Origin of the sequence: Lentzea sp. CC55 (assembly GCF_021056325.1) — a bacterium.
GTDB lineage: Bacteria > Actinomycetota > Actinomycetes > Mycobacteriales > Pseudonocardiaceae > Lentzea > Lentzea jiangxiensis.
Genome location: NZ_JAJCXE010000022.1, coordinates 442446 through 465203, shown reverse-complemented (window position 1 = coordinate 465203; position 22758 = coordinate 442446). Strand labels below are relative to the sequence as shown.

The window sequence follows — 22758 nt, the reverse complement described above, 5'->3', positions numbered from 1 at the left end:
CGTGGACGATCCGCTGATCATCGCGGGCCGGGAGTTCCGGTCGAGGCTCATCACCGGCACCGGCGGTGCCGCGAACCTCTCGGTGCTGGAACGGGCGCTCGTCGCGTCCGGCACCGAGCTGACGACCGTGGCGATGCGCCGGGTCGACGCGGCGGGCCGGACCGGTGTGCTGGAGCTGTTGCGGCGCCTGGGGATCGAGGTGCTGCCCAACACCGCGGGCTGCCGCACGTCCGCGGAGGCCGTGCTGACCGCGCAGCTCGCGCGGGAGGCGCTGGAGACGAACTGGGTCAAGCTCGAGGTCGTCCACGACGAGGAGACCCTGCTGCCGGACCCGGTCGAGCTGCTGGACGCCGCCGAGCGGCTGGTGGACGAGGGCTTCGTCGTCCTGCCGTACACCAACGACGACCCGGTGCTGGCGCGCAAGCTGGAGGACGTCGGCTGCGCCGCGGTCATGCCGCTGGGCTCGCCCATCGGAACGGGTCTCGGCATCCGCAACCCGCACAACATCGAGCTGATCACCTCGCGCGCCGGCGTTCCCGTCGTCCTCGACGCGGGTATCGGCACGGCGTCCGACGCGGCGCTCGCGATGGAGCTCGGCTGCTCGGCGGTGCTGCTGGCGACGGCCGTCACCCGTGCTCAGGACCCGGAACGCATGGGCGCCGCCATGCGTTGCGCGGTCGAGGGCGGACGTCTGGCGCGGCTGGCCGGAAGGATTCCGCGGCGCTTTTGGGCCCAAGCGTCCTCGCCGGGTCTCTGAGTCGCTACCGTGGGTACTCACGTGTTGGGGGATGATTGAGCACTACCTGAAATCCCGCCGAGGAGGACGACAAGCCGTGACGGCCCCCATTGACGCCGAGGTCGAGGACGCGACCGCGCGTCTGTACCTGGCGATCGGCCGGCTGGCCCGGTTGCTGCGACGCACCGGTTCCCCCGGGCTCGGTCCCGGTGCGGTCTCCGCGCTGGCGACGCTCGCCCGGTGCGGCCCCATGCGCCTCGGCGACCTGGCGAACAAGGAGGGCGTGGCGCCCCCGACGCTGTCCCGCATCGTCGCCGCGCTGGTCGAGGCCGGGTACGTCAAGCGCGAACCCGATCCGCAGGACGGCCGCGCGTGGCTCGCCACCCCCACGCCCGAGGGCGAGACGATGGTGTCCGGCGTGCGGTCCGCGCGGGTGCGCGAACTGCAGCGCCGGATCGAGCAGCTCACACCGGAGCACGTCGCCGCTCTGGTGAACGCCCTGGACGCGCTGGAGACCCTGGTCGGCGAAGAGCCGAAGTAGCACCGCCGTTCAGCGCCCGGCGGTGCAGACCCGCCGCAGCGCCTGGTTGAAGGCGTCGAACTCCGCGACCAGCACCTCGCGGCGCTTCCAGCGGTGGCGGCCGGAGCACGTCTCCGGACCGCCACCCCGGGACGCGACGGTGTACGGCTCGACGGAGACCAGCTCTCCCTCGAAGTCGCGTTCGAACGGCGTGCCCTCGGCCGCCTTCACCTTCGTGCGCACGCCCTTCACCTGCGTGTACTCCCTGACCGGGTTCCAGCGGGCGTAGCCCCGGAGTCCGCCGGCACCCACGTCGTCGATCGGCGCGGGGATGACCAGCTCTGCCCCGGCCTCATTTTCCTGCATGGTTGTTCGGCCGAGCGACGCCGCGAGATCGTTGACGCCGCAATAGAACTGTTCGGCGCCAACGGGTACGCGGGTACCGGGGTCGCGGCCATCGCCAAGAAGGCCGGCGTCACGCCGTCGGCGGTGATCCACCACTTCGGGTCCAAGGAGAACCTGCTCAAGGCGGTCCTGGACGAGTTCGACGCACGGGCGGCCGCGCGCGTCACCGGCGGCGACCTGGTGGAGGCTTTGCTCGCCGACGCCGAACACACGATGGCGCACAAGGGGTTGGCGACGCTGCACGCCGTGCTGCAGGCCGAGCACCTGGTGCGCGACGACGAGGTCACGCACCGGTTCCGGGCTCGCAACCGCCTGCTGCGCGGCCACTTCGCCCGAGTGCTCGGCGAAGCGGCCGCGGTGGAGCTGGTCGCGTTCCTGGAAGGCGCGTTGACGGTCTGGCTGCTCGATCCCGAGACCACCGACCTGAGGGCGATGTACGCCCGCTACCTGTCGAGCTTCCAGAACGGGGACACCGGCCCGACACCGGCACCCAGCGGGTAGGCGGTCTCGACGGACCTCGTGATGAAGTCCTTGCCGAAGCGCACCGCCTCCGGCACCGAGGCGCCGTGGGCGAGCGCGGCACTGATCGACGACGCGAGCGTGTCACCGCTGCCGTGCGTGTTCCCGGTGTCGTAGCGCGGACCGGGCAGCTCGATGAACTCGCTGCCGTCGTAGAGCAGGTCGAGGCACTCCGGGTCGTCCCACATGTGGCCGCCCTTCACGAGCACCCACTCCGGGCCCAGGGCGTGCAACGCCTTCGCCGCCACGCGCTGGTCCTCGCGGTCCCGCACCTCGATGCCGGTGATCAGCTCGACCTCGTCGAGGTTCGGCGTCACGAGCGTCGCGCGCGGGAACATCAGGCCGCGCAACGCGTCCAGGGCGTTGTCGGCCAGGAGCTGGTTGCCGTGCATGGACGCCGAGACCGGGTCGACGACGAACGGGATCTTCCCCGAGCCGATGCCGACGCGGTCCAGCGCCGGCGCCACGGCCTCGATGATCCGCGCCGACGCCAGCATGCCGGTCTTCGCGGCCTGCACGCCGATGTCCTCGGCCACCGAGACGACCTGCGCCGCCACGACGTCGGCCGGGATCTCGGAGACCCCCGTGACGCCCAGCGAGTTCTGGACCGTCACCGCTGTCAGCGCGACGCAGCCGTGCACCCCGCACGCGAACAGCGTGCGGAGGTCGGCCTGGATGCCCGCACCACCGCCGGAGTCGCTTCCGGCGATGGTGAGGGCCCTGGGTGGCGTGCGCGTCACGAAGTCTCCACGACCGGGAGGTAGACCTTGCCGCCCGTGTCGGCGAACTCGCCGGACTTCTCCGCCATGCCCGCCTCGATCGCCTCCACAGTGGACAGTCCGCGTTCCTCGGCGTAGCGCCGCACGTCCTGCGTGATCTTCATGGAGCAGAACTTCGGCCCGCACATCGAGCAGAAGTGCGCCGTCTTCGCCGGTTCCGCGGGGAGCGTCTCGTCGTGGAACGAGCGCGCGGTGTCCGGGTCGAGCGACAGGTTGAACTGGTCCTCCCAGCGGAACTCGAAGCGCGCCTTCGACAGCGCGTCGTCCCAGTCCTGGGCTCCCGGGTGGCCCTTCGCGAGGTCGGCGGAGTGCGCGGCGATCTTGTACGTGATCACGCCGGTCTTCACGTCGTCGCGGTTCGGCAGGCCGAGGTGTTCCTTCGGCGTGACGTAGCAGAGCATCGCGGTGCCGAGCCAGCCGATCTGCGCCGCGCCGATCGCGGACGTGATGTGGTCGTACGCCGGCGCGATGTCCGTGGCCAGCGGCCCGAGGGTGTAGAACGGCGCCTCGCCGCACCACTCCTCCTCCAGCCGGACGTTCTCGGCGATCTTGTGCATCGGCACGTGGCCGGGGCCCTCGATCATCACCTGGACGTCCTTGGCGCGCGCGATGTGCGTCAGCTCGCCCAGCGTCCGCAGCTCCGCGAACTGCGCCTCGTCGTTGGCGTCCGCGATGGAGCCGGGCCGCAGCCCGTCACCCAGCGAGAACGTCACGTCGTAGGTGCGCAGGATGTCGCACAGCTCCTCGAAGTGCGTGTAGAGGAAGCTCTCCTTGTGGTGCGCGAGGCACCACGCGGCCATGATCGAACCGCCGCGCGAGACGATGCCCGTGACGCGCTTGGCCGTCAGCGGCACGTACCGCAGCAGCACGCCCGCGTGCACGGTCATGTAGTCGACGCCCTGCTCGCACTGCTCGACCACCGTGTCGCGGTAGACCTCCCACGACAGCTTCTCCGGATCGCCGTTGACCTTCTCCAGCGCCTGGTAGATCGGCACGGTGCCGACCGGGACGGGGGAGTTGCGCAGGATCCACTCGCGCGTCTCGTGGATCCGCTTGCCGGTGGACAGGTCCATGATCGTGTCGGCGCCCCAGCGGGTCGCCCACACCATCTTCTCGACCTCGTCCTCGATCGACGACGACACCGCGGAGTTGCCGATGTTGGCGTTGATCTTCACGAGGAACTTCTTGCCGATGATCATCGGCTCGGCCTCGGGGTGCTTGCGGTTCAACGGGATCACCGCACGTCCGATGGCCACCTCGTCGCGCACGAACTCGGCGTCGAGGTTCTCCCGCGCGGCGATGTAGCGCATCTCCGGGGTGATGATCCCGGCCTTCGCGTACGCGAGCTGGCTGACGGCTCCGCCGATCGGTTCACGTGCCGCGACCCACCCCGACCTCAGGTCGGGCAGTCCACTGTGGACGTCGATGGTCGCGTTGTCGTCGGTATACGGACCGGAAGTGTCGTAGAGATCGACATGCTCGCCGTTGGTCAGCTCCACCCTGCGGTAGGGCACGCGGATGTCCGGGGACACCTCGCGGTACACCTTGCGCGAGCCCGAGATCGGGCCGGTGGTCACACTGGGCTTGACCGAACGGTCGTCAAGTGCCGTCACGACATTCCTCCCTACGCCGGCATTACCCGGTCAGGTTCAGGCGGTCGGTGACACCGGCACGACGGCCAGTCACCCTCTCAGCCCGCTCAGGCGCGAGCTCCCGCGTTGTGTTGAGTTGTCGAGAACCGACCATAGTCAGAGCGCGCCGCCGCTGCCAAGGGCGTGGTTTGCCCCTAATCTTCTCGCGTGGCGGATCATCAGCCGTTCCCGCCCGGCGCGCGTCGCGGTCAGCGCCCCGCCGTCGTCTCGGCATGCCCTTCCTGCGGTGACCTCGCGGGTCGCGGCTACCCCGACTGCGGCTTCTGCGCGGAGCTGCTCGACCAGTTCTGGCTCGCCGACTGGGAGGCGCTGCGGATGTCGTCGCAGCTCGCGGACCGCGAACTCGCCGAGCTGGTGACCTCAGCCGACGTCGGCCAGCACCCCTGGACGTGCGTGGACTGGGCGATGACGCTGCTCGCGTGCTCGCGCTGCGGTGCCGAACTGGGCACCGGGCCGGTCGAGTGCGTGCGGTGCGCGGTCACCGAGGAACGCCGCTGGAGCTGGGACCACACGGCCCACCCGAGCACGATGAGCGCGAACGAGCACCTCCTGCGCGTGGCTCGTGCGGCCCTGCGCGCACCTCACCGGCGTCGTCCGGCCGTGGTGCAGGCCTGGCAGCTCGTGCTGCCGTTCCTGATCGCCGGTGAGGTGGTCGAGTTCGGGCGGCTGGACCGGATCCGCGCGCACGTGCTGGCCGGCGGCTACGCGTCGATGGCCGCCTGCCACACCTTCGCCGAGCTGGCCGGGCTGCCCGAGCTCTTCTGGCGCCGGGGCGGTGACCCGATCTCAACGCGGGTCGAGTACCAGCCGGACTCCGAGCGCCAGCAGCACGCAGCCCGACAGCTTCTCGAGCGCGGGACGGACGCGGGGCCTGCCCAGCCAGCCGCGGACGGTGTGCAGGACCGCCACGATGACCAGGTACCAGACGGTGTCGATCAGGACCCACCCGACGGCGAGGGGGAGCAGAACCCCCTGGCCGGCCTCCCCGGCAGGCACGAACTGCGGTAGGAACGAGATCGCGAACACGCCGAGCTTCGGGTTGGCGAGGTTCACGACCAGGCCGCTGCGGAACGCGCGGCTCGCGGGCGGGGGTGCGGCGCCCGGCAGGCTCCTGCTGATCAGGGCCTTCACACCCAGGTGGACCAGGAAGACCGCTCCGGCGATCCGCAGCCCGTGGTAGGCGATCTCGGACGCCGTGAGCAGCACGGACATGCCCAGCGCCGCGGCGACGGCCCAGCAGGCGACGCCGACCTCCATGCCGAACACCGTCGCCAGCGCGGCTTTTCGCCCGTGCACCGACTGTCGCAGGACCACGGCCGTGCCGGGTCCTGGCGACAGCGCGATGAGGAACGAGGCCGCGACGAAGGCGACGATGTCGTCGAGGGGCATGCCCCGATGGTCGCCGGTGGCCGCAACTTCTTTCTTGACCTGGAGCGCGCTCCAGGATGTTCGGTGTCCCCATGACCTTGGAACTGGGGAAGCTGGGATTCGGCACGTGGGCGATGGGTGGGCCGTTCCTCGGCCCGGACGGCGCCCAGGTCGGCTGGGGACCGTCCGACGACGGCCAGTCGGTGAAGGCGCTGAGGCGCGCGGTGGAGCTCGGCGTGACGCTGTTCGACACGGCGGACGTCTACGGCTGCGGGCACGCGGAGACGCTCGTCGGGCAAGCGTTTGCGGGCATGCGTGACCAGGTGCTGATCGCCACGAAGTGGGGCTGCGGCTTCGACGCCGCGACGCGCCGGATGACCGGCAACGAGGGGTCCGTCGAGTACCTGCGCCGCGCCGTCGAGGGGTCGCTGCGGCGGCTGGGCACCGACCGGATCGACCTGTACCAGCTGCACGTCGGCGACCTCCCGCTGGAGGAGGCCGCGCTGCTGAGGGACGAGTGCGAGGCGCTGGTCGCCGCAGGCAAGATCCGCGCGTACGGGTGGAGCACGGACGACGTCGAGCGGGCGCGGTTCTTCTGCGAGGGCGAGCACGGCATCGCCGCGCAGGCGGACATCAACGTGCTGTTCGACAACCCGGAGATGTACGCGGGCGACTTCGCGGTGCTGTGCCGGCGACCGCTCGCGATGGGGCTGCTGGCGCGGGAGACGTTCACCGCGCTGCCCGAGGACGACGTGCGCGTCACGAACCCGGCCTGGCTGCGGTTCTTCGTCGACGGGAAGCCGTCACCGGAGTACTTCCGGGCGCGGGAGGCCGTGCGCGACGTGCTGACCTCGGGCGGGCGGACGCTGGTGCAGGGCGCGCTGGCGTGGTTCTGGGCGCGTTCTCCCCGGCTGGTCCCGATCCCGGGCGTGCGGACCGTGGAGCAGGTCGAGGAGAACGCGGGCGCGCTGGCGTTCGGTGCGTTGACGGCGGACGAGCTGGCGCAGGTGGAGTCGGTGCTCCGGCCCCGGTCCTAGTCCTCGTCGTCGTCGAAGTTCGCGGGGTCTGCCGGGTCCCACGAGAGGCCCGGCACGCCCCACTCGTTGTCGCGCAGCATCCGCTTGGCCTCCTTCTTGTACCGGCCGACGAGGCGGTCGGTGTAGAGGTAGCCGTTCAGGTGGTCCGTCTCGTGCTGCAGGCAGCGGGCGAAGAAGCCGGTGCCCTCGACCTCGAACGGCTGGCCGTCGAGGCCCACGCCGGTCACCTTCGCCCAACGGGCGCGTCCGGTCGGGTACGCCTCGCCGGGCACGCTCAGGCAGCCCTCGAAGTCGTCTTCCGGGTCCGGCATGGTCTCCGGGACCCCGTCGGTCTCGAGCACGGGGTTGCAGATCACACCGCGGTGCTGCACGCCCTCGTCGTCCGGGCAGTCGTAGACGAAGACCCGCAGGTCGACGCCGATCTGGTTGGCCGCGAGCCCCACTCCGCGAGCCGCCGCCATCGTCTCGAACATGTCGTCGACGAGGGTTTTCAGCTCGGTGTCGAACTCGGTGACCTCGCGCGTCGGGTTGTGGAGCACGGGGTCGCCGGCGATGCGGATGCGGTGGACGGCCATGGCTGAACTTTAAGCCGTCCAAAACTGTCGGTGTCGCGCGGTAGGTTGGAACGATCACGTGATTGAATTGCCCGCACCTGAGATGGTGTGGCGACCGTGGGGAGCCAGATGGATCACGCCGAGACGCTCACCTCCGCTGACGGGCTGACCAGCCGCGAACGCACGATGCTCGCGTTCGAGAGCCAGTGGTGGAAGTACTCGGGGTCCAAGGAACAGGCCATCAGGGAACTGTTCGACATGTCGGCGACCCGGTACTACCAGCTGCTCAACGACCTCGTTGAGAAAGAAGCCGCCCTGGCGGCCGACCCGATGCTGGTGAAGCGGTTGCGCGGCGTGCGGACAGGCCGTCAGAGGGTTCGCGCACGCGCCAGGAGCACCGAGGACTGATGACCTCCCCCGAGTCCGCAAGCCCGTCCCGTCCGGCCAAGGCCGCCGGCTTCGCCCTGCTCGGCGTCGCCGCCGTGGCGTTGGTGATCGGTGTCATCAGCCTGTTCGGCGGTGACTCCGACGCGCCCCCGGCCGCCGAGGGGACCTCGTCCGCGCCGCCTGCGGCGACCTCCAGCGGGCCGACCGCTTCCGAGCAGCCGCCCGCGTCCACACCCGCGTCCTCCGCGCCTGCCTCGACACCGTCGTCGGCGCCTCCGGCCGCGACGACGTCGTCACCCGCGACCTCCGCGGTGCCGCCGCCTCCGGTCACCCAGCCCGGCGTGGCGAAGGTGCCGGTCCGGGTCTACAACAACTCGACCGTGACCGGGCTGGCTTCGAAGGCCTCCGACGAGGTCAGGGCCAACGGGTGGACTGTCGCCGAGACCGGCAACTACTCGTCCGGGACCATCCCGACCACGACCGTGTACTTCCGGCCCGGGACCGACGAAGAGGCTTCCGCCCGGGAGCTGGCCGGGTTGTTGCGGGCCCGGGTGGAGCCCCGGTTCGACGGGATCCAGTCCGCTGCCGCGGGGATCATCCTGATCGTCACCAACGACTTCCAGGGTGCTTCGAAGAACAAGTGACGGTTGGTCCGTTGCTTGCGGCCTGGTTGTTTTCCGCTGTTGCGTGCGGCCTGGTTGCGTTGCGTGCTTCCCCCTGGGGGCGCTGCCCCCAGACCCCCGGCAATCTGATCGGGGGGCCCGCGCCTTGAGCGGGTTGATGGCACGCCTGTTGCGTTGGGCGGCTGCCGGTTGCGTCCGTTGCGGGGTGGTGGCCGGTGGGGTGTCCCGTCACGAGCCACACCAGGAGCTGGCCACATCCGAGGGGGAGGGTCAAGTCGACGAAAAGCGTGTCGACTTGACCCTCCCCCTCAGATGCAGCAAGAGCTGAGGTGCGACTCGTGACGGGATACCCCACCGGCGGGGCCGCCTGAAAGCCAAAAGCAAGGGCTCGCCTTCGGCTTCGCGCTCCTGCTGTTCTCTCAGCGGCCTGTCGCGTACATCGCCAGTGATGCCAGTTGCATCGGGTCCAGTGACGGGCGCACCACCTCGCGGGCCTTCGCCAGGTGGGTCTGGGTCACCTCGGCCGCGTCCAGGGACTCGCGCATCGCGGTCAGCGCTGCCTCGCGGACCAGGGCCGCGCAGTCCGCTGCCGAGTACATCTCCAACTCGGCCGCGAGGGTGTGGAGGTCCACGTCCGCTGCCAGCGGGGTGTTGCGGGAGGCGGCTTTCAGGATTTCCGTCCTGGCGTCCGCGTCCGGTGGCGGGACGTAGACGAGACGTTCCAGGCGGCCTGGGCGGAGCAGGGCCGGGTCGATCAGTTCCGGGCGGTTCGTCGCGGCGATCACGACCACGTCGCGCAGGGGTTCCACGCCGTCCAGCTCGGTCAGGAGGGCGGCTACGACCCTGTCCGCCACGCCCGCGTCCGACGACTGGCCTCGGCGTGGGGCCAGGGCGTCCACCTCGTCCAGGAAGACGAGGGCAGGGGCGGCGTCGGCTGCCCGGCGGAAGAGTTCGCGGACCGCTCGTTCCGACTCGCCGACGAACTTGTCCATCAGTTCCGCGCCCTTGACGGTCAGGACGTTGAGCTGGCCCGTGCCTGCCAGGGCGCGGACCAGGAACGTCTTGCCGCATCCCGGTGGGCCGTAGAGCAGGACGCCTCGCGGGGGGTCGACTCCCAGGCGGGCGAAGGAGTCCGGGTAGCGCAGGGGCCAGAGGGCCGCTTCGGTGAGGGCCTGCTTGACCTCGACCATGTCGCCCACGTCCTCGAGGCTCAGGCCTCCGGTCTGGACGGTGTCCGAGGCGGACATCGAGATCGGGCGGACGGTGTTGAGGGCGCCCAGCAGGTCTTCCTGGCCCACGCGGGGTTCCGCCACCTCGCGTTGGCGCAGGGCGGCCCGGACGGCTGCCTCGCGGCGCAGGGCGCAGAGGTCCGCCGCCACGAAGCCCGGCGTGCGGGCGGCCACCTCGCCGAAGTCCACATCGGACTCCAGGGGGACCTCGCGGAGCAGGACCCTCAGCAGCTCGGTCCGGCCCGCGGCGTCCGGGAGGGGCAGCGCCAGTTCGCGGTCCACCAGGTCCGGGGCCCGCAGGCGGGCGTCGACCGACTCCGCGCGGGCCGAGGTGACGACCAGGGCGAGGTTCGGGCGGGAGATCGCCGTGCGCAGGATGTCGAGGACGACGGTCGCGACCGGTGGGGGTGCGGTGGGCAGCAGGGCGTCGATGTCGGTCAGGAGCAGGACCGTGGGCTGTTCGGGGACGCCCGCGATCGCGTCGCCGAGCTGCTTCGCCATGGCGCCCGGTTCCAGCACGGCGATGCTCGGGCAGGCGAGCTCGACGACCGTGGCGTCCACGGAACGGGCCACCGCGCGGACCAGCGTCGCCTTGCCGACGCCTTCGGGGCCGCTGATCATCGCGGCGAGGCGGGCGGAGGCACCCAGCCTCGTGAGGAGTTCGGGCTGGCGGAACATCAGCTCCAGCCACTCGGTCAGCCGGCGGGCCTGTTCGCGCTGGCCCACCAGGTCGGCGACGGGGAGCGCCTCGTGCTTCTCCTGCACGACCACCGGAGTCACCTCGGCGGCGGGGGCCGAGGCCGAGCGCCAGCCGACGACGCTCGACGGCTGCACGGCCACCGGGCCCGCCGGGTCGGTCGAGGTGATGGTGATGAGCTCGTTGGTCCACGTCATGCCGATGGCGTTGGACAGCTTGCGGCGCGTTTCGGAGACGTTGGTACCGGGCGGCGGCGCGAGGTCCTGGGGGAGCAGCGAGACGTTGTCGCCGACGGTGATGACCTTGCCCGTCAACGCCAGGCGCACGTGCTCCGGCGTCAGCGCCGTGGTCGCGAGACGCGAACCCGCGACGGTGATCGAACGCGCCGGCGCCACCTGCACCGGCGCGACGACGATCTCGGAACCCTCGACCACGCCGAGGTTCGTGAGCGTGACGTCGTCGACCAGGACCACGCCGGGCGGCTGCTCCCCGGAGGCGGCCAGCGCGGCGCTCACCCGCGCACCGGTCAGCTTCACCGCGTCCCAGGCGCGCAGGCCCAGCGCGTCGAGCACCTCGGGGTGGAGGCGGACGACACCGCGCCGGGTGTCCAGTGCGGACGGGGACAGGCGAGCCGTCAGCGTGATCACGAAGACGACTCTAGTTCCTCCCCGAGTCCCGCGTTCCCCGGCGAACGGGCAGCCGGGAACGAGCGTCCGCGGCGGTCCGTGATTGCCCTGAACGGACTTCCTCACCGGACAGGCCGGAACGCTACGGTTGTCATGATCCGGGCTGGGGGCTCGGTCGTGACAACACCTGGGGGATCACCGCTCATGCGCCATCAACCGGCGCGCGGCTTTCGCATGGCCGCGTTCGCTCTCGCACTGGCCGTCTCGGCCGGTCTCACGGCACCTGTCGCGCACGCCGCGGCCGAGCCCGTGCCCGCACCTCGGGTGCACTCCCAGCAGTACCCGCCGTCGCAGCCGGGTGGTGGTGTCGGGGTGGCGGGCGCGTTCGAGCTGGACGCGGACTACGACGTGCTGAAGTACGTCTACTCGTTCACCAACGACGCGGGCTTCCTCGACAAGGAGGTCCTCGCCGACGCCGACGGCAAGGCGACGATCCGGTGGACGCCGCGCGTCTCGGGTCAGCACGAGATCTTCGTCAGCGCGGTGACGCGGGAGGGCTACTCCCAGGTCCCGTCGTACGGGTTCTACGTGCTCGCGGGCGGGCACCCCGCGGCGCACTGGCGGTTGGACGGCACGCTGACGGACGCCAACGGCGCCAACGCCTTGATGCCGCACGGAAGTCCGGACCTGGCCTCGACCGGCTACTCGGGCAGGGGTGCCGCGCTGGGTGACCCGCAGGACCACCTCAGCGGTCCGGCCCTGGCCGACACGTCGAAGAACTTCAGCCTGTCGGCGTGGGTGAAGGTGGACGACGGCAGCGCCGACCGCGCCGTCGTCGCCACCGCGGACGGCACCGCGTTCAGCGCCGGCCTCTACCTCGACGCCGCGGTGGGGCGCTGGGCGTTCGGGATGACGACCGCGGACAGGACCGCGGTGCGGGTGGCCCACTCGCAGGCCCCGGCGGAGACCGGCGTCTGGACGCACCTGGCCGGCACCTACGAGGTCACGACCCGGACCCTCAGCCTCTACGTCGACGGCGTCGGGCAGGGGCAGGTCACCGGGGTGGAGGGCTGGCAGGCGTCGCAGCTGCTGGTCGGACGGCACAGGTGGAACGGCGTGGAGGCCGGCGGAGCGCCCGGCGCGGTCGACGAGGTCAAGGTCTACGCGCGAACGCTGAACGAGGCCGAGGTCAAGACGCTCGCCGGGCAGGTCGGCCTCCGCGCCCACTACCGGTTCAACGAAGGCACCGGTGGCGGCACCCGGGACGAGGTCACCGGCGCGGTCGCGCCACTCAGCGGCAAGACCGGCTGGGAGCTCGACCACGACGACACGTCGTTGAGGTTCAACGGACCGGACGAGGCAGGTCAGGAGCAGGACGGAGAGGCCCACGTCTCGGGCCCGGCGCCGGGAATCCGCACGGACCGTTCCTACTCGATCTCCGCGTGGGCCCGGCTGGACACCGCCACGCGCGAGGACGAGGACCGCACGGTCGTGAGCCTGGTGCACAACGGCACCTCGCTGCTCGACCTGAGGTACGGCGGAACCTCGAAGACCTGGGAGTTCGTGGTGGGCGGCACCACCGTCGAGACCAGGTACGGCGTCGAGCTGCAGGAGTGGACCTACCTGACGGCCGTGCACGACAAGGCCAACGCAGAGGTCCGGCTCTACTTCAGCGGCGTGTACGTCACGAAGGTCCCGTTCACCTCGGGTGGCTCCGCGCAGACCGGGGCCGTGGTGGAGTTCGGGAGGCTTTCGCCGAGTACCGCCGCCGGCTCGTTCTGGAAGGGCGGGATCGACGACGTGCGCGTCTATGCCGGAGTGCTCTCGCAGGAGCAGATCCTGGCGCAGGCCGTCCGCACCTGATCGACGTGGAAGAGCGAACGGGCCGGACACGATCGACGTGTCCGGCCCGTTCGGGTTTCAGCTCACTGCTTCGGCTGGCGCCTCAAGCCCAACTGCCGCCACGAACGACGGCGCCCGTTGGCGCTGGGCACCGAGCTGTCCGCAGCCGACTGGGGAGCGACGTCACGCCGAGGCCGGCGCACCGCCCGCATGGCCGCACCGGCGACACGGCCGCGCAAAGGCTGACGCAGCCCGAGCCGACGAGCCGCCACCCCGTGCGCCCGCTTGATGGCACGCCGGTCAGCCCCGGTGACGGTCCACGCCTCCGGGTGCTTCGACAGCCACAGGTACCGGCGCACCGAGTACGGCAGGTGTGCGAGGTACACGACCATCGCGATGATCAACGCCACCAGCGGGTACGTGATGATCGCGGCCGCCAAGAGACCCACGGCCACCAAAAGAGGCGCGACCGCGCGCGGCGGCACCTTCACGGTCTTCACGGACAGCGTGGGGATGCGCGACACCAGCAGCATCGCGACCAGGACGGTCCAGGCGCTCACGACGTAGGTGTTGTTCCACCAGCCGTCGGCCCGCACCTGCTCCTCGACGATCAGGGGCAGCAGCAGCAACAACCCACCCGCCGGAGCGGGGACGCCGACGAAGAACTCCTTCGCGAACGGCGGTTGTTCCTTCTCCAGCAACGTGTTGAAGCGGGCCAGGCGGACCACCATGCAGACCGCGAAGATCAGCGCGATGACCCAGCCGGCGCGGTTGCCCTCGAACTTCCACAGGTAGATCGCGAGGGCGGGCGCGACGCCGAACGAGATGGCGTCGGCCAGCGAGTCCAGCTCCGCGCCCATCTTCGACGTCGCGTCCAGCAGGCGGGCGATGCGGCCGTCGAGGCCGTCGAAGACGGCCGCTGCCGCGATCGACGCGATGGCCGCGCCCCACATGCCGACGTTCGCGAAGTGCACGGCGGACAGGCCGGAGCACATGGCGAGGACCGTGATCGCGTTCGGCAGCAGGCGAACGCCGGGCCCGCTGGGAGCCATCAGGCCTCCGGGAGTTCGGCGAGAACGGTCTCGCCGCCGATCGTGCGCTGGCCTGCCTCGACCAGGACACGGCTGCCGCGCGGGACGTAGAGGTCCACGCGCGAACCGAAGCGGATGAGGCCGTACGTCTGGCCGGCGGTGACCTTCTCGCCCTCGGCGACCTCGCACACGATGCGGCGGGCGACCAGGCCGGCGATCTGCACGACGACGAGGTCGTGGCCGTCGACCGTGCGCAGCCACACGGTGTTGCGCTCGTTCTCCTCGGAGGCCTTGTCGAGGTCGGCCGAGAGGAACTTGCCGGGGTGGTACGAGACCTGGACGACCTCGCCGTCCGCGGGCACGCGCTGGACGTGCACGTCGAAGACCGAGAGGAACACGCTGACGCGCGTCATCGGCTGCGAGCCCAGGCCGAGCTCGGCCGGCGGGACGGCGTCGACCACGTGCGAGACGGTGCCGTCGGCCGGGGCCACGGCGAGGTTCGGACGGGTCGGCGTCACGCGCTTCGGCTCGCGGAAGAACCACGCCACCCACGCCGTGACCAGGGCGAGGACGACGCCCAGGCGCTTGAAGCGCAGCCGGACGAGGAGGGTCGCGATCGCCGCACCGGCGACGAACGGGCGCCCTGCCGGGTGCATCGGCGGCACCATGCCGCGCGCGAGTTCGAGGAAGTGGGAGACGGGCTTCTCGCTGCTCATCGTGTCTGTGGGTTCCGTAGCTTCCGTGGATTGTCGGGCGGCATCACGCTACGGCAACACGCCAAACCGCCCATGAGGACTGCCCGGAAGGACAAGTGGCCGGTAAGCCCGTGCATCCCCCGACGAATGCACGGGCCGACCGGCACCTGCAACCAGTGTAATCCCCGTCACATGGCGTGAACAACGTCGCTCGGTGAGCGTTCCGTCACAGTCCGTCCACTCCGAGGGACCGCAGCCGCGACCGCACGTCGGCGACCCGGCCGGGGTCGCGCACGGCGGGTTCGACGAGGTCGTCCGGGTAGACCGCAGCTCCGTCCGGCATGCGCAGGACGAAGAGCCCGCCCCAGTTGAGTTCCGGTGTCGCGCGTCCCGCGGTCACGAGCTGGTCGGCCACCATGCACCCGAGCAGTTCCGTCACGGCACGGGCAGCGGCCTCGTGCACCTGCTCCTGCCGCAGCGATCCGTCGACCGGACGCCCGGTGAGGTCGTGCAGCCTGCCCCGTTCCAACGCCGTCAGGACGTCGGCGGCGGTGTCGCCGATCCGGCTCACGCGGCCCGCGTGCCGGAGCTTGTCGGCGTTCCGGCGCAGCAGGGCGGGTCCCGCGAGCGCCGGCAGCTCCTCCCACGTCACCGGCGGCCCGGACACCCCGGCCAGCTCCGCGACCTGCTCCGGCGGTGTGCCGTGCAGCAGCACGTGGGCGGGGCGTTCGTCGACCGCGTCCACCACGACCCCCGAGGACGGCCGGAACGACCTCATCGAGGCCACCCGCTCGCGGATCGGGGGATGGCTGTCGAACACCGAGGTCGGCTCCTGCTCCGCGAGCACCGGTTCCAGCTCGCGCAGCTGGTGCACGCGCCGCGGGTGGTCGAGGTAGGAGCGGAAGCCCTCGACCAGCGGCGGGGTGCGGCCCACGTGGGCGGCGAGCGAGACGTACCACCTCAGGTAGTCGTCCCACGCCTCGGTGACCGGGCCGATCCGCAGCATCGCCCGCGCCGCGGCCTCCCGCCCGGCGGCGGCGACCGCGACCTCGTCGGCGAACTGCTCGTGCTTGCGGCTCTCCCCGGCGGCGACCAGGGCGTACAGGCGGGCCCACGCGTAGAGCACGCCGAGGGTGTCGAACCGCTCCGTCGTGAGCCTGAGGGTGAGCGTCGCGCGGTACGTGAGCGCGGAGACCTTGGTGTGCCCGCCGCCGTAGTGACCGAGCTCGTGCGCGAGCACCGACCTGAGCTCGCCGATGCTCATCCCCGCCACGAACGGCAGGCCGAGCTCCATGTACCGGGTCCCGTTGCGCTCCCACACGCTCGCGTTCGCCTCGCCGACCAGCCGGATGTCGTCGGGCCCTCGGGTGCCGGCGATCCTCGCCAGCTCGTCGACGTGGTGCCAGAGCTCGGGATGCGCGGACCTGGTCAGCGCGACGCCGGTGGGACGCGGGCTCACCCACACCGCGATCGCCATCGCCACGAGCGGCGGGCCGCCCAGGACGAGCGCCAGCCCCGTGAGCATGAGCCCGCCCACGACGTCCTCGCGCTGGAACAGCGTGAGCGCCAGCCCTCCCAGGCCCGCGAACAGCGTCACCGCGAGGACGAAGAACCCGCCGAGCAACGCCAGTGCCAGTCCTGCTCTCATCTTCTGCTTCCCCCAGGTCTTGCGGAACTACTGCAGGTATCTCACGGTGACCTCGGAGCCCGCGGCCAGTTCGGTGACGTCCTCGGGAACCTCGATCAGGCAGTTCGACAGCGCGAGCGCCGAGAGCAGGTGCGAGCCGGGCCCCCCGACCGGCGTCACGACCTGGCCGGACGACGGGTCGTGCAGGCCGCGCCGGAACTGCGTCTTGCCCGCGGGGGACGTCAGCGACGTCGTGATCCTCGCCCGCGCGGTGGGGCGTTCCGGCCGCGGGTGGCCCATCGACGCGAGCAGCGCCGGCCGCACGAACACCTCGAACGACACCTGCGCGCTCACCGGGTTGCCCGGCAGCGACAGCACCGGCAGGCCCTCGTACCGGCCGCAGCCCTGCGGCCCGCCCGGCTGCATCGCGACCTTCGTGAACCGCACGTCGTGGTCCGCCAGGGCGTCCTTGACCACCTCGTACGCGCCCGCGCTCACCCCGCCGGACGTCACGACCACGTCCACCGAACCGAGGTGGGGCGCCAACGCGCGGTGGAACGCCTCCACGTCGTCCGGCACGAACTCCAGCCGCACCGCCTCCGCTCCCGCCTCCCGGATGGCGGAAGCGAGCATCATGCCGTTCGACTCGTAGATCTGCCCCGGCTCCAGGGGCCGGCCGGGTTCGACCAGCTCGGAGCCCGTCGACAGGACCAGCACGCGCGGGCGGCGGCGGACCGGCAGCACGGGGAGCCCGAGCGCCGAGGCGAGGCCGACCGTGGACGGGCGCAGGACGGTGCCCGCGGTCAGCACCGGGTCGCCCTCCCGCACGTCGTCGCCGGCGGTCCGGATGTTCTGGCCGGGCAGGACGGCCTTCTCGATCGTCACGGTGCCCGTGCCGCCGTCGGTCCACTCGACCTGGACCACCGCGTCCGCGCCGGGCGGCACCGGGGCGCCGGTCATGATCCGGTGCACCGTGCCGGGCTCGAGCGCGGTGAGCCGGGTGCGGCCCGCGGGGATGTCGTCGGCGACCGGCAGCCGGACGGGCAGCTCGCCCTCCAGGTCTGCGGCGCGCACGGCGTACCCGTCCATCGCGGAGTTGTCGAACGGCGGCAGGGCCACGGGAGCGACGACGTCGGCGGCGAGCACGAGCCCGAGGCACTCGTCGAGCGGGAGCCGCAGCACCGGCATCAGGCCGACGAGCTCCATGACGCGCTGGCGGTGTTCGGCGACAGAGGTGGGGGACACGACTGCATACTGCCAACGTCGCGGTGATCGTGACGATCGCATTCCCCACATTTCCCCGGAGGTGTTGTTCGTGCAGGTCCGGACCAGGCACACACCGACGTTCGGCGTGGCGAGGCTCGTGCTCGCGCCCGGCGAGATGGTGCTGGTCGACCCCCTGACCATCGCGGCCACGAGCTACGGGCTCGCCGTCGAGGTGAAGGGCGTGGGAGCCCAGGCGGTCGCGCTGTGCACGGCGGGGGCGGAGGGCGGCTGGCTCGACGCCGCGCCCGTGCTGCCCGGTGACCTGCAGCAGGTCGAGCTCGACGGGACGCACGGCTGGTGCCTCGCGCGGCACAGCTGGATCGCGTCGAGCAGCACCGTGGCGATGAACCCCGAGGCGCCGCCGATGCAGGCGCTCTTCGGAGGCGCGGAGGGGTTCCTGAACTACGCGCAGGGCCGTGGTGACGTGCTGCTCGCGTGCTGCGGCGCGCTCGACCTCGTGACGCTGGAAGCCGGTGAAGCGGTGACCATCAGCAGCGACCACGTCGTGGCGTTCGCGGACACCGTGCAATGCCGTCTCCGCCCGTCGGTGCCCGATGGCGCGCAATCCATTCAGACGGGTGAGGGCCTGGTGTTCGACTTCGCCGGCCCCGGTGCCGTGCTGACGCAGACGCGCGGGCCCCGGCGGCTCACCACCTGGTTGCGCGGCAACGGAGTCAGCCGGAGTTCATGACTCCGTAAGGAGGTATCCGCGTGAGATTTCTTCTTTTAGCGTTGCTCTCTGCGCTTTGCGTGAGATGCGTCATCTGAAGGAGGACGTCTTGGCTCTCGGTACCGTCAAGTGGTTCAACTCCGAAAAGGGATACGGCTTCATCGCAACCGATGGCGGGCCCGACGTGTTCGTGCACTACTCGGCGATCCAGATGGATGGCTTCCGGACCCTCTCAGAAGGCGACCGGGTGGAGTTCGAGGTGCAGGCCGGGAGGGACGGGCGCAGCCAGGCGTCCGACGTTCGCCGCGCCGGTTAGAGATCACTCCGATCACGGCTTTGACCAACCCCGGGCAAGCCGGTCCGGCCGGACGTTAGGCTGCCTCGCGTGTCGGAGGACCTGAGCGGGCGGCGGATCGCGCACTACCGGATCGACGGAGTGCTCGGCCGCGGTGGCATGAGCGTGACGTACCGGGCCACGGACGTGAGGCTGGGCAGGAAGGTCGCGCTCAAGGTCATCGGTGAGCACCTCGCGCCCGACGCGGAGTTCCGCGAGCGGTTCGTCGACGAGGCGCGCAACACCTCCGCCATCGACCACGCGAACATCGTGCCGCTGTACGACTTCGACGAGGTCGACGGCCTGCTCTACATCGCCATGCGGCTCGTGGACGGCCAGGACCTGGCCGGTCACATCAAGGAGGGGCCGCTCACGCCCGCGCGCACGCTCACGCTGCTCGGCCAGGTGGCCGAAGCGCTCGACATGCTGCACGGCAAGGGCCTCGTGCACCTCGACGTGAAGCCGGCGAACGTGCTGGTGACGCAGAAGGAGGGCGTGCGCGAGCACGTCTACGTCGCCGACTTCGGCCTGACCCGCCGCGGCGCCACCGGGCACCGCACCCGGACGGGTGATTTCCTCGGCTCGCCGACCTACGCGGCGCCGGAGCACCTGCGCGGCGAGCCCGTCGACGGCCGCACCGACCAGTACGCCCTCGCCTGCATGCTCTTCGCCTGCCTGTCCGGGCGCCCGCCGTTCCAGGGCGGCGTGCAGGAGGTCATCGCGGGCCACCTCGGCCAGAACGTCCCGGCGCTGTCGCAGCTCGTGGCGCTGCCGCCGGCCATCGACGAGGTGATCCGCAAGGGCACCGCGAAGGACCCGGCGCAGCGGTTCGCGAGCTGCGTCGAGCTGGTCGCCGCGGCACGCGTCGCCCTCGCCGGGGTCGCGCAGGGCTCGGTTCCCGCTCAGATCGGGCCCGCGTCCGGCTCGATCCCCGTGCAGTCGCCGGTGTCGGGCCCGGTGCCCGCGCACTTCCAGGGCGGCTACCAGCAGCAGCTCGCCGACCCCGTCCGGCTGCGCCCGCCGAACCAGGTGGGCGTGAGCGCGTTCACGTCGACCGGCAAGAAGGAGCGTCCGGCGTGGTTCGCGCCGGTCGTCGCCGCCGCCGTGGCCATCGTGCTGATCATCATCGTGGTCATCGTCCTGTCGCCCGGCGACGAGCCCGCACGTCAGCCCAAGACCAACTCCTCGCCGACGCTCAACATCGGCGACGAGGGCTCGACCTCGCGCAAGCCGCTGCCCACCTCCGTGCCGGTGCGCACGTCACGCTGAGAGTCACCTGAGGCCGCTTGCACTCGACCCGCCCGAGTGCTAAACACGACTTAGCACTCGGCTGAGTCGAGTGCCAAAGAAGTGAGGCTGGGACTGGTGAGGCCCTCCGGGGTCGTCCGTCGCGGGCACCAACCTGGTCACTCGCACCGTGTTCCGCTGCGGGCTTTGCCGGCTCGCAGTGGCCCAGAAACCACAAAGGCGGAGGAACACACCGCAATGGCCAAGATGATTGCGTTCGACGAGGACGCCCGCCGCGGTCTCGAGCGGGGTATGAACACCCTCGCTGACGCCGTCAAGGTGACGCTCGGCCCGAAGGGCCGCAACGTCGTGCTCGAGAAGAAGTGGGGTGCGCCGACGATCACGAACGACGGCGTCTCCATCGCGAAGGAGATCGAGCTCGAGGACCCGTGGGAGAAGATCGGGGCCGAGCTCGTCAAGGAAGTTGCGAAGAAGACGGACGACGTCGCCGGTGACGGCACCACGACCGCGACCGTCCTCGCCCAGGCCCTGGTTCGCGAGGGTCTGCGCAACGTGGCCGCCGGCGCCAACCCGCTGGGCCTCAAGCGCGGCATCGAGCAGGCCGTCGAGGCCATCGCCGAGCAGCTGCTGAAGAACGCCAAGGAGATCGAGACGAAGGAGCAGATCGCTGCTACCGCGTCCATCTCCGCCGCTGACCCCACGATCGGCGAGCTCATCGCCGAGGCGATGGACAAGGTCGGCAAGGAAGGCGTCATCACCGTCGAGGAGAGCAACACCCTCGGTCTCGAGCTCGAGCTCACCGAGGGCATGCGCTTCGACAAGGGCTACATCTCCGGTTACTTCGTGACCGACCCCGAGCGCCAGGAAGCGGTCCTCGAGGACCCGTACATCCTGCTGTTCGGCTCCAAGATCTCCACGGTCAAGGACCTGCTCCCGCTGCTGGAGAAGGTCATGCAGGGCGGCAAGCCGCTGCTGATCATCTCCGAGGACGTCGAGGGCGAGGCCCTGGCCACGCTGGTCGTCAACAAGATCCGCGGCACCTTCAAGTCCGTCGCCGTCAAGGCCCCGGGCTTCGGTGACCGCCGCAAGGCCATCCTCCAGGACATCGCCACCCTCACCGGTGGCCAGGTCATCACCGAGGACGTCGGCCTGAAGCTGGAGAACGCCGACATCTCGCTGCTGGGCAAGGCCCGCAAGGTCGTCGTCACCAAGGACGAGACGACCATCGTCGAGGGCTCGGGCGACGCCGACCAGATCCAGGGTCGCGTCAACCAGATCCGCGCCGAGATCGAGAAGTCGGACTCCGACTACGACCGCGAGAAGCTCCAGGAGCGCCTCGCCAAGCTCGCCGGCGGCGTCGCCGTCATCAAGGCGGGTGCGGCCACCGAGGTCGAGCTCAAGGAGCGCAAGCACCGCATCGAGGACGCGGTCCGCAACGCCAAGGCCGCCGTCGAGGAGGGCATCGTCGCCGGTGGTGGCGTCGCGCTGCTCCAGGCCGCCGAGGCCGCCTTCGCGGGCCTGAAGCTCACGGGCGACGAGGCCACCGGTGCCAACATCGTCAAGGTCGCCGTCGAGGCTCCCCTCAAGCAGATCGCGGTCAACGCCGGTCTCGAGGGTGGCGTCGTGGTCGAGCGCGTCAAGAACCTGCCCGCGGGCGAGGGTCTGGACGCCGCGACCGGCGAGTACAAGGACCTGGTCGCCGCGGGCATCATCGACCCGGCCAAGGTCACCCGTTCCGCGCTGCAGAACGCCGCGTCCATCGCCGCCCTGTTCCTGACGACGGAAGCCGTCGTCGCGGACAAGCCGGAGAAGAACGCCGCGCCGGCCGCGCCGGACGCCGGCGGCATGGACTTCTGAGTCCTACCGCTCCGCTCCACCTCCGGGAGGCCCGGTTCGCTTCGGCGAGCCGGGCCTTTCGGCATGCCGGGGCTTTGGGTGAGCGAATGCGATGCTGCGGTCAGGGGTGCGCATGGCGTCGTTCGAAGAGGTGTCAGCCGAGCTGAGCCGGGTGGTCGCCAAGTCCCGAAGAGGTGGCAGCGGCCCTGGAACAGGCCGGGCAGCTCGCTGACGAGGCCGTGCAGCTGTTGACGGCTGTCATGCGGGGAGCGGGTCAGCTCGAGGACGAGTTCGGCCGAGCGGTGCAGCAGTGGTCAGAAGCCGCCACGAGAGCCGCAGAGTTGTCCCAGGCCGTCACAGGTACTACCGAGACGACGACGTCGCCAGGCCTGCGAACGTTCCCGTGGCAGTCACCTCCAGCTCCGAGTTGCAGGAGCTGCTGGAGTACCTGCTGACGCACGAGCAACCGCATCCGCCGCAGATCGTCGCCCGTGAGCGTCCAAAGATCGGTCCGTACGACGAGCCGGACACCCTGATCAAAGTCGCCGTGGCGATTCCCGAGCGGCAGGGCGCACTGCTGTTCCTCAGCCCGCAGTCCTGGGATCCGCCGGCAGACGGGGACGACTCGACCGGCGTGTACGCCACTCGTGGGGACCAGCCAACGTTGGACTCGCCGACGTTGTACGTCGACACCGACACGAAGACGCCGTTTCCGCCGGATTCGGCACTGCCGATCGCCCGAATCCTCGCGGCACTGGAGGAGTTCCGTCAGACCGGAGAACGTCCGACCTGTGTGGACTGGCAGGAGTCGGACGTTTCCTGAGTGGCGAGCCGGCCATCACGACAACGGCAATGGCAAAGCCAAGGCGTGTGAACCAAGTGGCGATGAATCGACCCGGCTCGGCACAGCCTCCAATCCACCTGCGCAACACGACCGAAAGCACGGCAGGCGACCACCCCGCTGGAACATGAACTGGCCGACGCAAGCCGATCCGCCGCAATACCCCGGGACCCGATGAAGCCAAAAACTCAAAGCATGATCGCGGGCGTGACAACGGTCCGCCCAGGCTCCCCGCG

Annotated in this window: 23 protein-coding genes and 1 riboswitch; of the genes, 12 read left to right on the top strand and 11 right to left on the bottom strand. The window is 70.7% G+C overall.

The features are described from left to right. Position 1: 1 nt before the first annotated feature. Positions 2–757, top strand: coding sequence for a thiazole synthase (locus L6E10_RS18080; protein WP_236220662.1), 756 nt, complete (start codon positions 2–4; stop codon positions 755–757). Positions 758–833: 76 nt separating this feature from the next. After that, complete coding sequence (locus tag L6E10_RS18075; protein WP_236220661.1) at positions 834–1277, top strand: MarR family winged helix-turn-helix transcriptional regulator; 444 nt, start codon at positions 834–836, stop codon at positions 1275–1277. A gap of 9 nt (positions 1278–1286) precedes the next feature. Here the strand turns inward: L6E10_RS18075 and L6E10_RS18070 are convergent, their stop codons facing one another. After that, entirely contained in the window at positions 1287–1622 is a 336-nt protein-coding gene (locus L6E10_RS18070; RefSeq protein ID WP_236221143.1) for a hypothetical protein, read from the bottom strand. Between L6E10_RS18070 and L6E10_RS40360 the strand changes: the two genes are divergently transcribed. After that, positions 1509–2162 carry a helix-turn-helix domain-containing protein gene (locus L6E10_RS40360; protein WP_308102832.1) on the top strand — a complete coding sequence of 218 codons (654 nt, stop codon included), beginning with the start codon at positions 1509–1511 and terminating at the stop codon, positions 2160–2162. The two genes, L6E10_RS18070 and L6E10_RS40360, sit on opposite strands and share 114 nt — an antisense overlap. Here L6E10_RS40360 and thiD read toward each other — a convergent pair. From thiD to L6E10_RS18045, 4 genes are all read right to left on the bottom strand, one after another. Then, complete coding sequence (thiD, locus tag L6E10_RS18060; RefSeq protein ID WP_236220660.1) at positions 2105–2920, bottom strand: bifunctional hydroxymethylpyrimidine kinase/phosphomethylpyrimidine kinase; 816 nt, start codon at positions 2918–2920, stop codon at positions 2105–2107. The two genes, L6E10_RS40360 and thiD, sit on opposite strands and share 58 nt — an antisense overlap. After that, on the bottom strand, positions 2917–4572 hold the full coding sequence (thiC, locus tag L6E10_RS18055; RefSeq protein WP_236220659.1) for a phosphomethylpyrimidine synthase ThiC: 1656 nt from the start codon (positions 4570–4572) through the stop codon (positions 2917–2919). The genes thiD and thiC overlap by 4 nt, the downstream gene beginning before the upstream one ends. Beyond that, a riboswitch (TPP riboswitch) is annotated at positions 4562–4686 on the bottom strand. Its footprint overlaps the gene before it by 11 nt. 170 nt (positions 4687–4856) lie before the next feature. After that, entirely contained in the window at positions 4857–5123 is a 267-nt protein-coding gene (locus L6E10_RS18050; protein ID WP_236220658.1) for a hypothetical protein, read from the bottom strand. A gap of 274 nt (positions 5124–5397) precedes the next feature. Continuing rightward, positions 5398–6000, bottom strand: a complete 603-nt coding sequence (locus L6E10_RS18045) for a LysE family translocator (protein WP_236220657.1) — start codon at positions 5998–6000, stop codon at positions 5398–5400. A 71-nt stretch (positions 6001–6071) separates the two neighbouring features. Here L6E10_RS18045 and L6E10_RS18040 point away from each other — a divergent pair, with 71 nt between their 5' ends. After that, the gene (locus tag L6E10_RS18040) at positions 6072–7016 is read left to right on the top strand and encodes an aldo/keto reductase (protein WP_236220656.1); all 945 of its coding nucleotides are present in this window, start codon (positions 6072–6074) and stop codon (positions 7014–7016) included. Here the strand turns inward: L6E10_RS18040 and L6E10_RS18035 are convergent. Further along, positions 7013–7591, bottom strand: coding sequence for a peptide deformylase (locus L6E10_RS18035; protein ID WP_236220655.1), 579 nt, complete (start codon positions 7589–7591; stop codon positions 7013–7015). The genes L6E10_RS18040 and L6E10_RS18035 overlap by 4 nt on opposite strands. Positions 7592–7699: 108 nt before the next feature. Here L6E10_RS18035 and L6E10_RS18030 point away from each other — a divergent pair, with 108 nt between their 5' ends. Together L6E10_RS18030 and L6E10_RS18025 are read left to right on the top strand one after the other, a co-directional pair. Then, positions 7700–7978, top strand: coding sequence for a DUF3263 domain-containing protein (locus tag L6E10_RS18030; RefSeq protein ID WP_090097752.1), 279 nt, complete (start codon positions 7700–7702; stop codon positions 7976–7978). Continuing rightward, a complete protein-coding gene (locus tag L6E10_RS18025; RefSeq protein ID WP_236220654.1) occupies positions 7978–8601 on the top strand; it encodes a LytR C-terminal domain-containing protein in 624 nt (207 codons plus the stop codon). Before L6E10_RS18030 ends, L6E10_RS18025 begins: the two co-directional genes overlap by 1 nt. Before the next feature lie 398 nt (positions 8602–8999). On the opposite strand, the gene L6E10_RS18020 is transcribed toward L6E10_RS18025, so the two are convergent. Continuing rightward, the gene (locus tag L6E10_RS18020) at positions 9000–11153 is read right to left on the bottom strand and encodes an AAA family ATPase (protein ID WP_236220653.1); all 2154 of its coding nucleotides are present in this window, start codon (positions 11151–11153) and stop codon (positions 9000–9002) included. 213 nt (positions 11154–11366) lie between these two features. Here L6E10_RS18020 and L6E10_RS18015 point away from each other — a divergent pair, with 213 nt between their 5' ends. Continuing rightward, positions 11367–12995 carry a LamG domain-containing protein gene (locus L6E10_RS18015; protein ID WP_236220652.1) on the top strand — a complete coding sequence of 543 codons (1629 nt, stop codon included), beginning with the start codon at positions 11367–11369 and terminating at the stop codon, positions 12993–12995. Between the two features lie 62 nt (positions 12996–13057). Here the strand turns inward: L6E10_RS18015 and pssA are convergent, their stop codons facing one another. From pssA to glp, 4 genes are all read right to left on the bottom strand, one after another. Next, on the bottom strand, positions 13058–14026 hold the full coding sequence (gene pssA / locus L6E10_RS18010) for a CDP-diacylglycerol--serine O-phosphatidyltransferase (protein ID WP_374236888.1): 969 nt from the start codon (positions 14024–14026) through the stop codon (positions 13058–13060). Next, positions 14026–14721, bottom strand: a complete 696-nt coding sequence (locus L6E10_RS18005; RefSeq protein ID WP_089908648.1) for a phosphatidylserine decarboxylase — start codon at positions 14719–14721, stop codon at positions 14026–14028. Before L6E10_RS18005 ends, pssA begins: the two co-directional genes overlap by 1 nt. A gap of 205 nt (positions 14722–14926) precedes the next feature. Beyond that, positions 14927–16348: a M48 family metallopeptidase gene (locus tag L6E10_RS18000; RefSeq protein WP_236220651.1), complete on the bottom strand. Its 1422-nt coding sequence runs from the start codon at positions 16346–16348 to the stop codon at positions 14927–14929. A 27-nt stretch (positions 16349–16375) separates the two neighbouring features. Beyond that, the gene (gene glp / locus L6E10_RS17995) at positions 16376–17572 is read right to left on the bottom strand and encodes a gephyrin-like molybdotransferase Glp (protein WP_374236885.1); all 1197 of its coding nucleotides are present in this window, start codon (positions 17570–17572) and stop codon (positions 16376–16378) included. Positions 17573–17642: 70 nt separating this feature from the next. On the opposite strand from glp, the gene L6E10_RS17990 reads away from it, so the two are divergent. The 5 genes from L6E10_RS17990 to L6E10_RS17970 all read left to right on the top strand — a co-directional run bounded on the left by L6E10_RS17990 (position 17643) and on the right by L6E10_RS17970 (position 22504). Beyond that, positions 17643–18284, top strand: coding sequence for an AIM24 family protein (locus L6E10_RS17990; RefSeq protein WP_236220649.1), 642 nt, complete (start codon positions 17643–17645; stop codon positions 18282–18284). Positions 18285–18372: 88 nt separating this feature from the next. Then, entirely contained in the window at positions 18373–18579 is a 207-nt protein-coding gene (locus L6E10_RS17985) for a cold-shock protein (RefSeq protein ID WP_236220648.1), read from the top strand. 69 nt (positions 18580–18648) lie between these two features. Next, positions 18649–19866: a serine/threonine-protein kinase gene (locus L6E10_RS17980; RefSeq protein ID WP_236220647.1), complete on the top strand. Its 1218-nt coding sequence runs from the start codon at positions 18649–18651 to the stop codon at positions 19864–19866. 216 nt (positions 19867–20082) lie between these two features. After that, positions 20083–21702: a chaperonin GroEL gene (gene groL, locus L6E10_RS17975; protein WP_236220646.1), complete on the top strand. Its 1620-nt coding sequence runs from the start codon at positions 20083–20085 to the stop codon at positions 21700–21702. Positions 21703–22084: 382 nt separating this feature from the next. Continuing rightward, on the top strand, positions 22085–22504 hold the full coding sequence (locus L6E10_RS17970) for an Imm1 family immunity protein (protein ID WP_236220645.1): 420 nt from the start codon (positions 22085–22087) through the stop codon (positions 22502–22504). Positions 22505–22758 lie beyond the last annotated feature (254 nt).

Coding starts and splice junctions, on each gene's coding strand:
- L6E10_RS18070 (WP_236221143.1), bottom strand. CDS start 1,622: ATGCAGGAAAATGAGGCCGGGGCAGAGCTGGTCATCCCCGCGCCGATC.
- L6E10_RS18025 (WP_236220654.1), top strand. CDS start 7,978: ATGACCTCCCCCGAGTCCGCAAGCCCGTCCCGTCCGGCCAAGGCCGCC.
- groL (WP_236220646.1), top strand. CDS start 20,083: ATGGCCAAGATGATTGCGTTCGACGAGGACGCCCGCCGCGGTCTCGAG.
- L6E10_RS18045 (WP_236220657.1), bottom strand. CDS start 6,000: ATGCCCCTCGACGACATCGTCGCCTTCGTCGCGGCCTCGTTCCTCATC.
- L6E10_RS18015 (WP_236220652.1), top strand. CDS start 11,367: ATGGCCGCGTTCGCTCTCGCACTGGCCGTCTCGGCCGGTCTCACGGCA.
- L6E10_RS18035 (WP_236220655.1), bottom strand. CDS start 7,591: ATGGCCGTCCACCGCATCCGCATCGCCGGCGACCCCGTGCTCCACAAC.
- L6E10_RS18000 (WP_236220651.1), bottom strand. CDS start 16,348: ATGAGAGCAGGACTGGCACTGGCGTTGCTCGGCGGGTTCTTCGTCCTC.
- pssA (WP_374236888.1), bottom strand. CDS start 14,026: ATGGCTCCCAGCGGGCCCGGCGTTCGCCTGCTGCCGAACGCGATCACG.
- L6E10_RS18005 (WP_089908648.1), bottom strand. CDS start 14,721: ATGAGCAGCGAGAAGCCCGTCTCCCACTTCCTCGAACTCGCGCGCGGC.
- L6E10_RS18040 (WP_236220656.1), top strand. CDS start 6,072: ATGACCTTGGAACTGGGGAAGCTGGGATTCGGCACGTGGGCGATGGGT.
- L6E10_RS18030 (WP_090097752.1), top strand. CDS start 7,700: ATGGATCACGCCGAGACGCTCACCTCCGCTGACGGGCTGACCAGCCGC.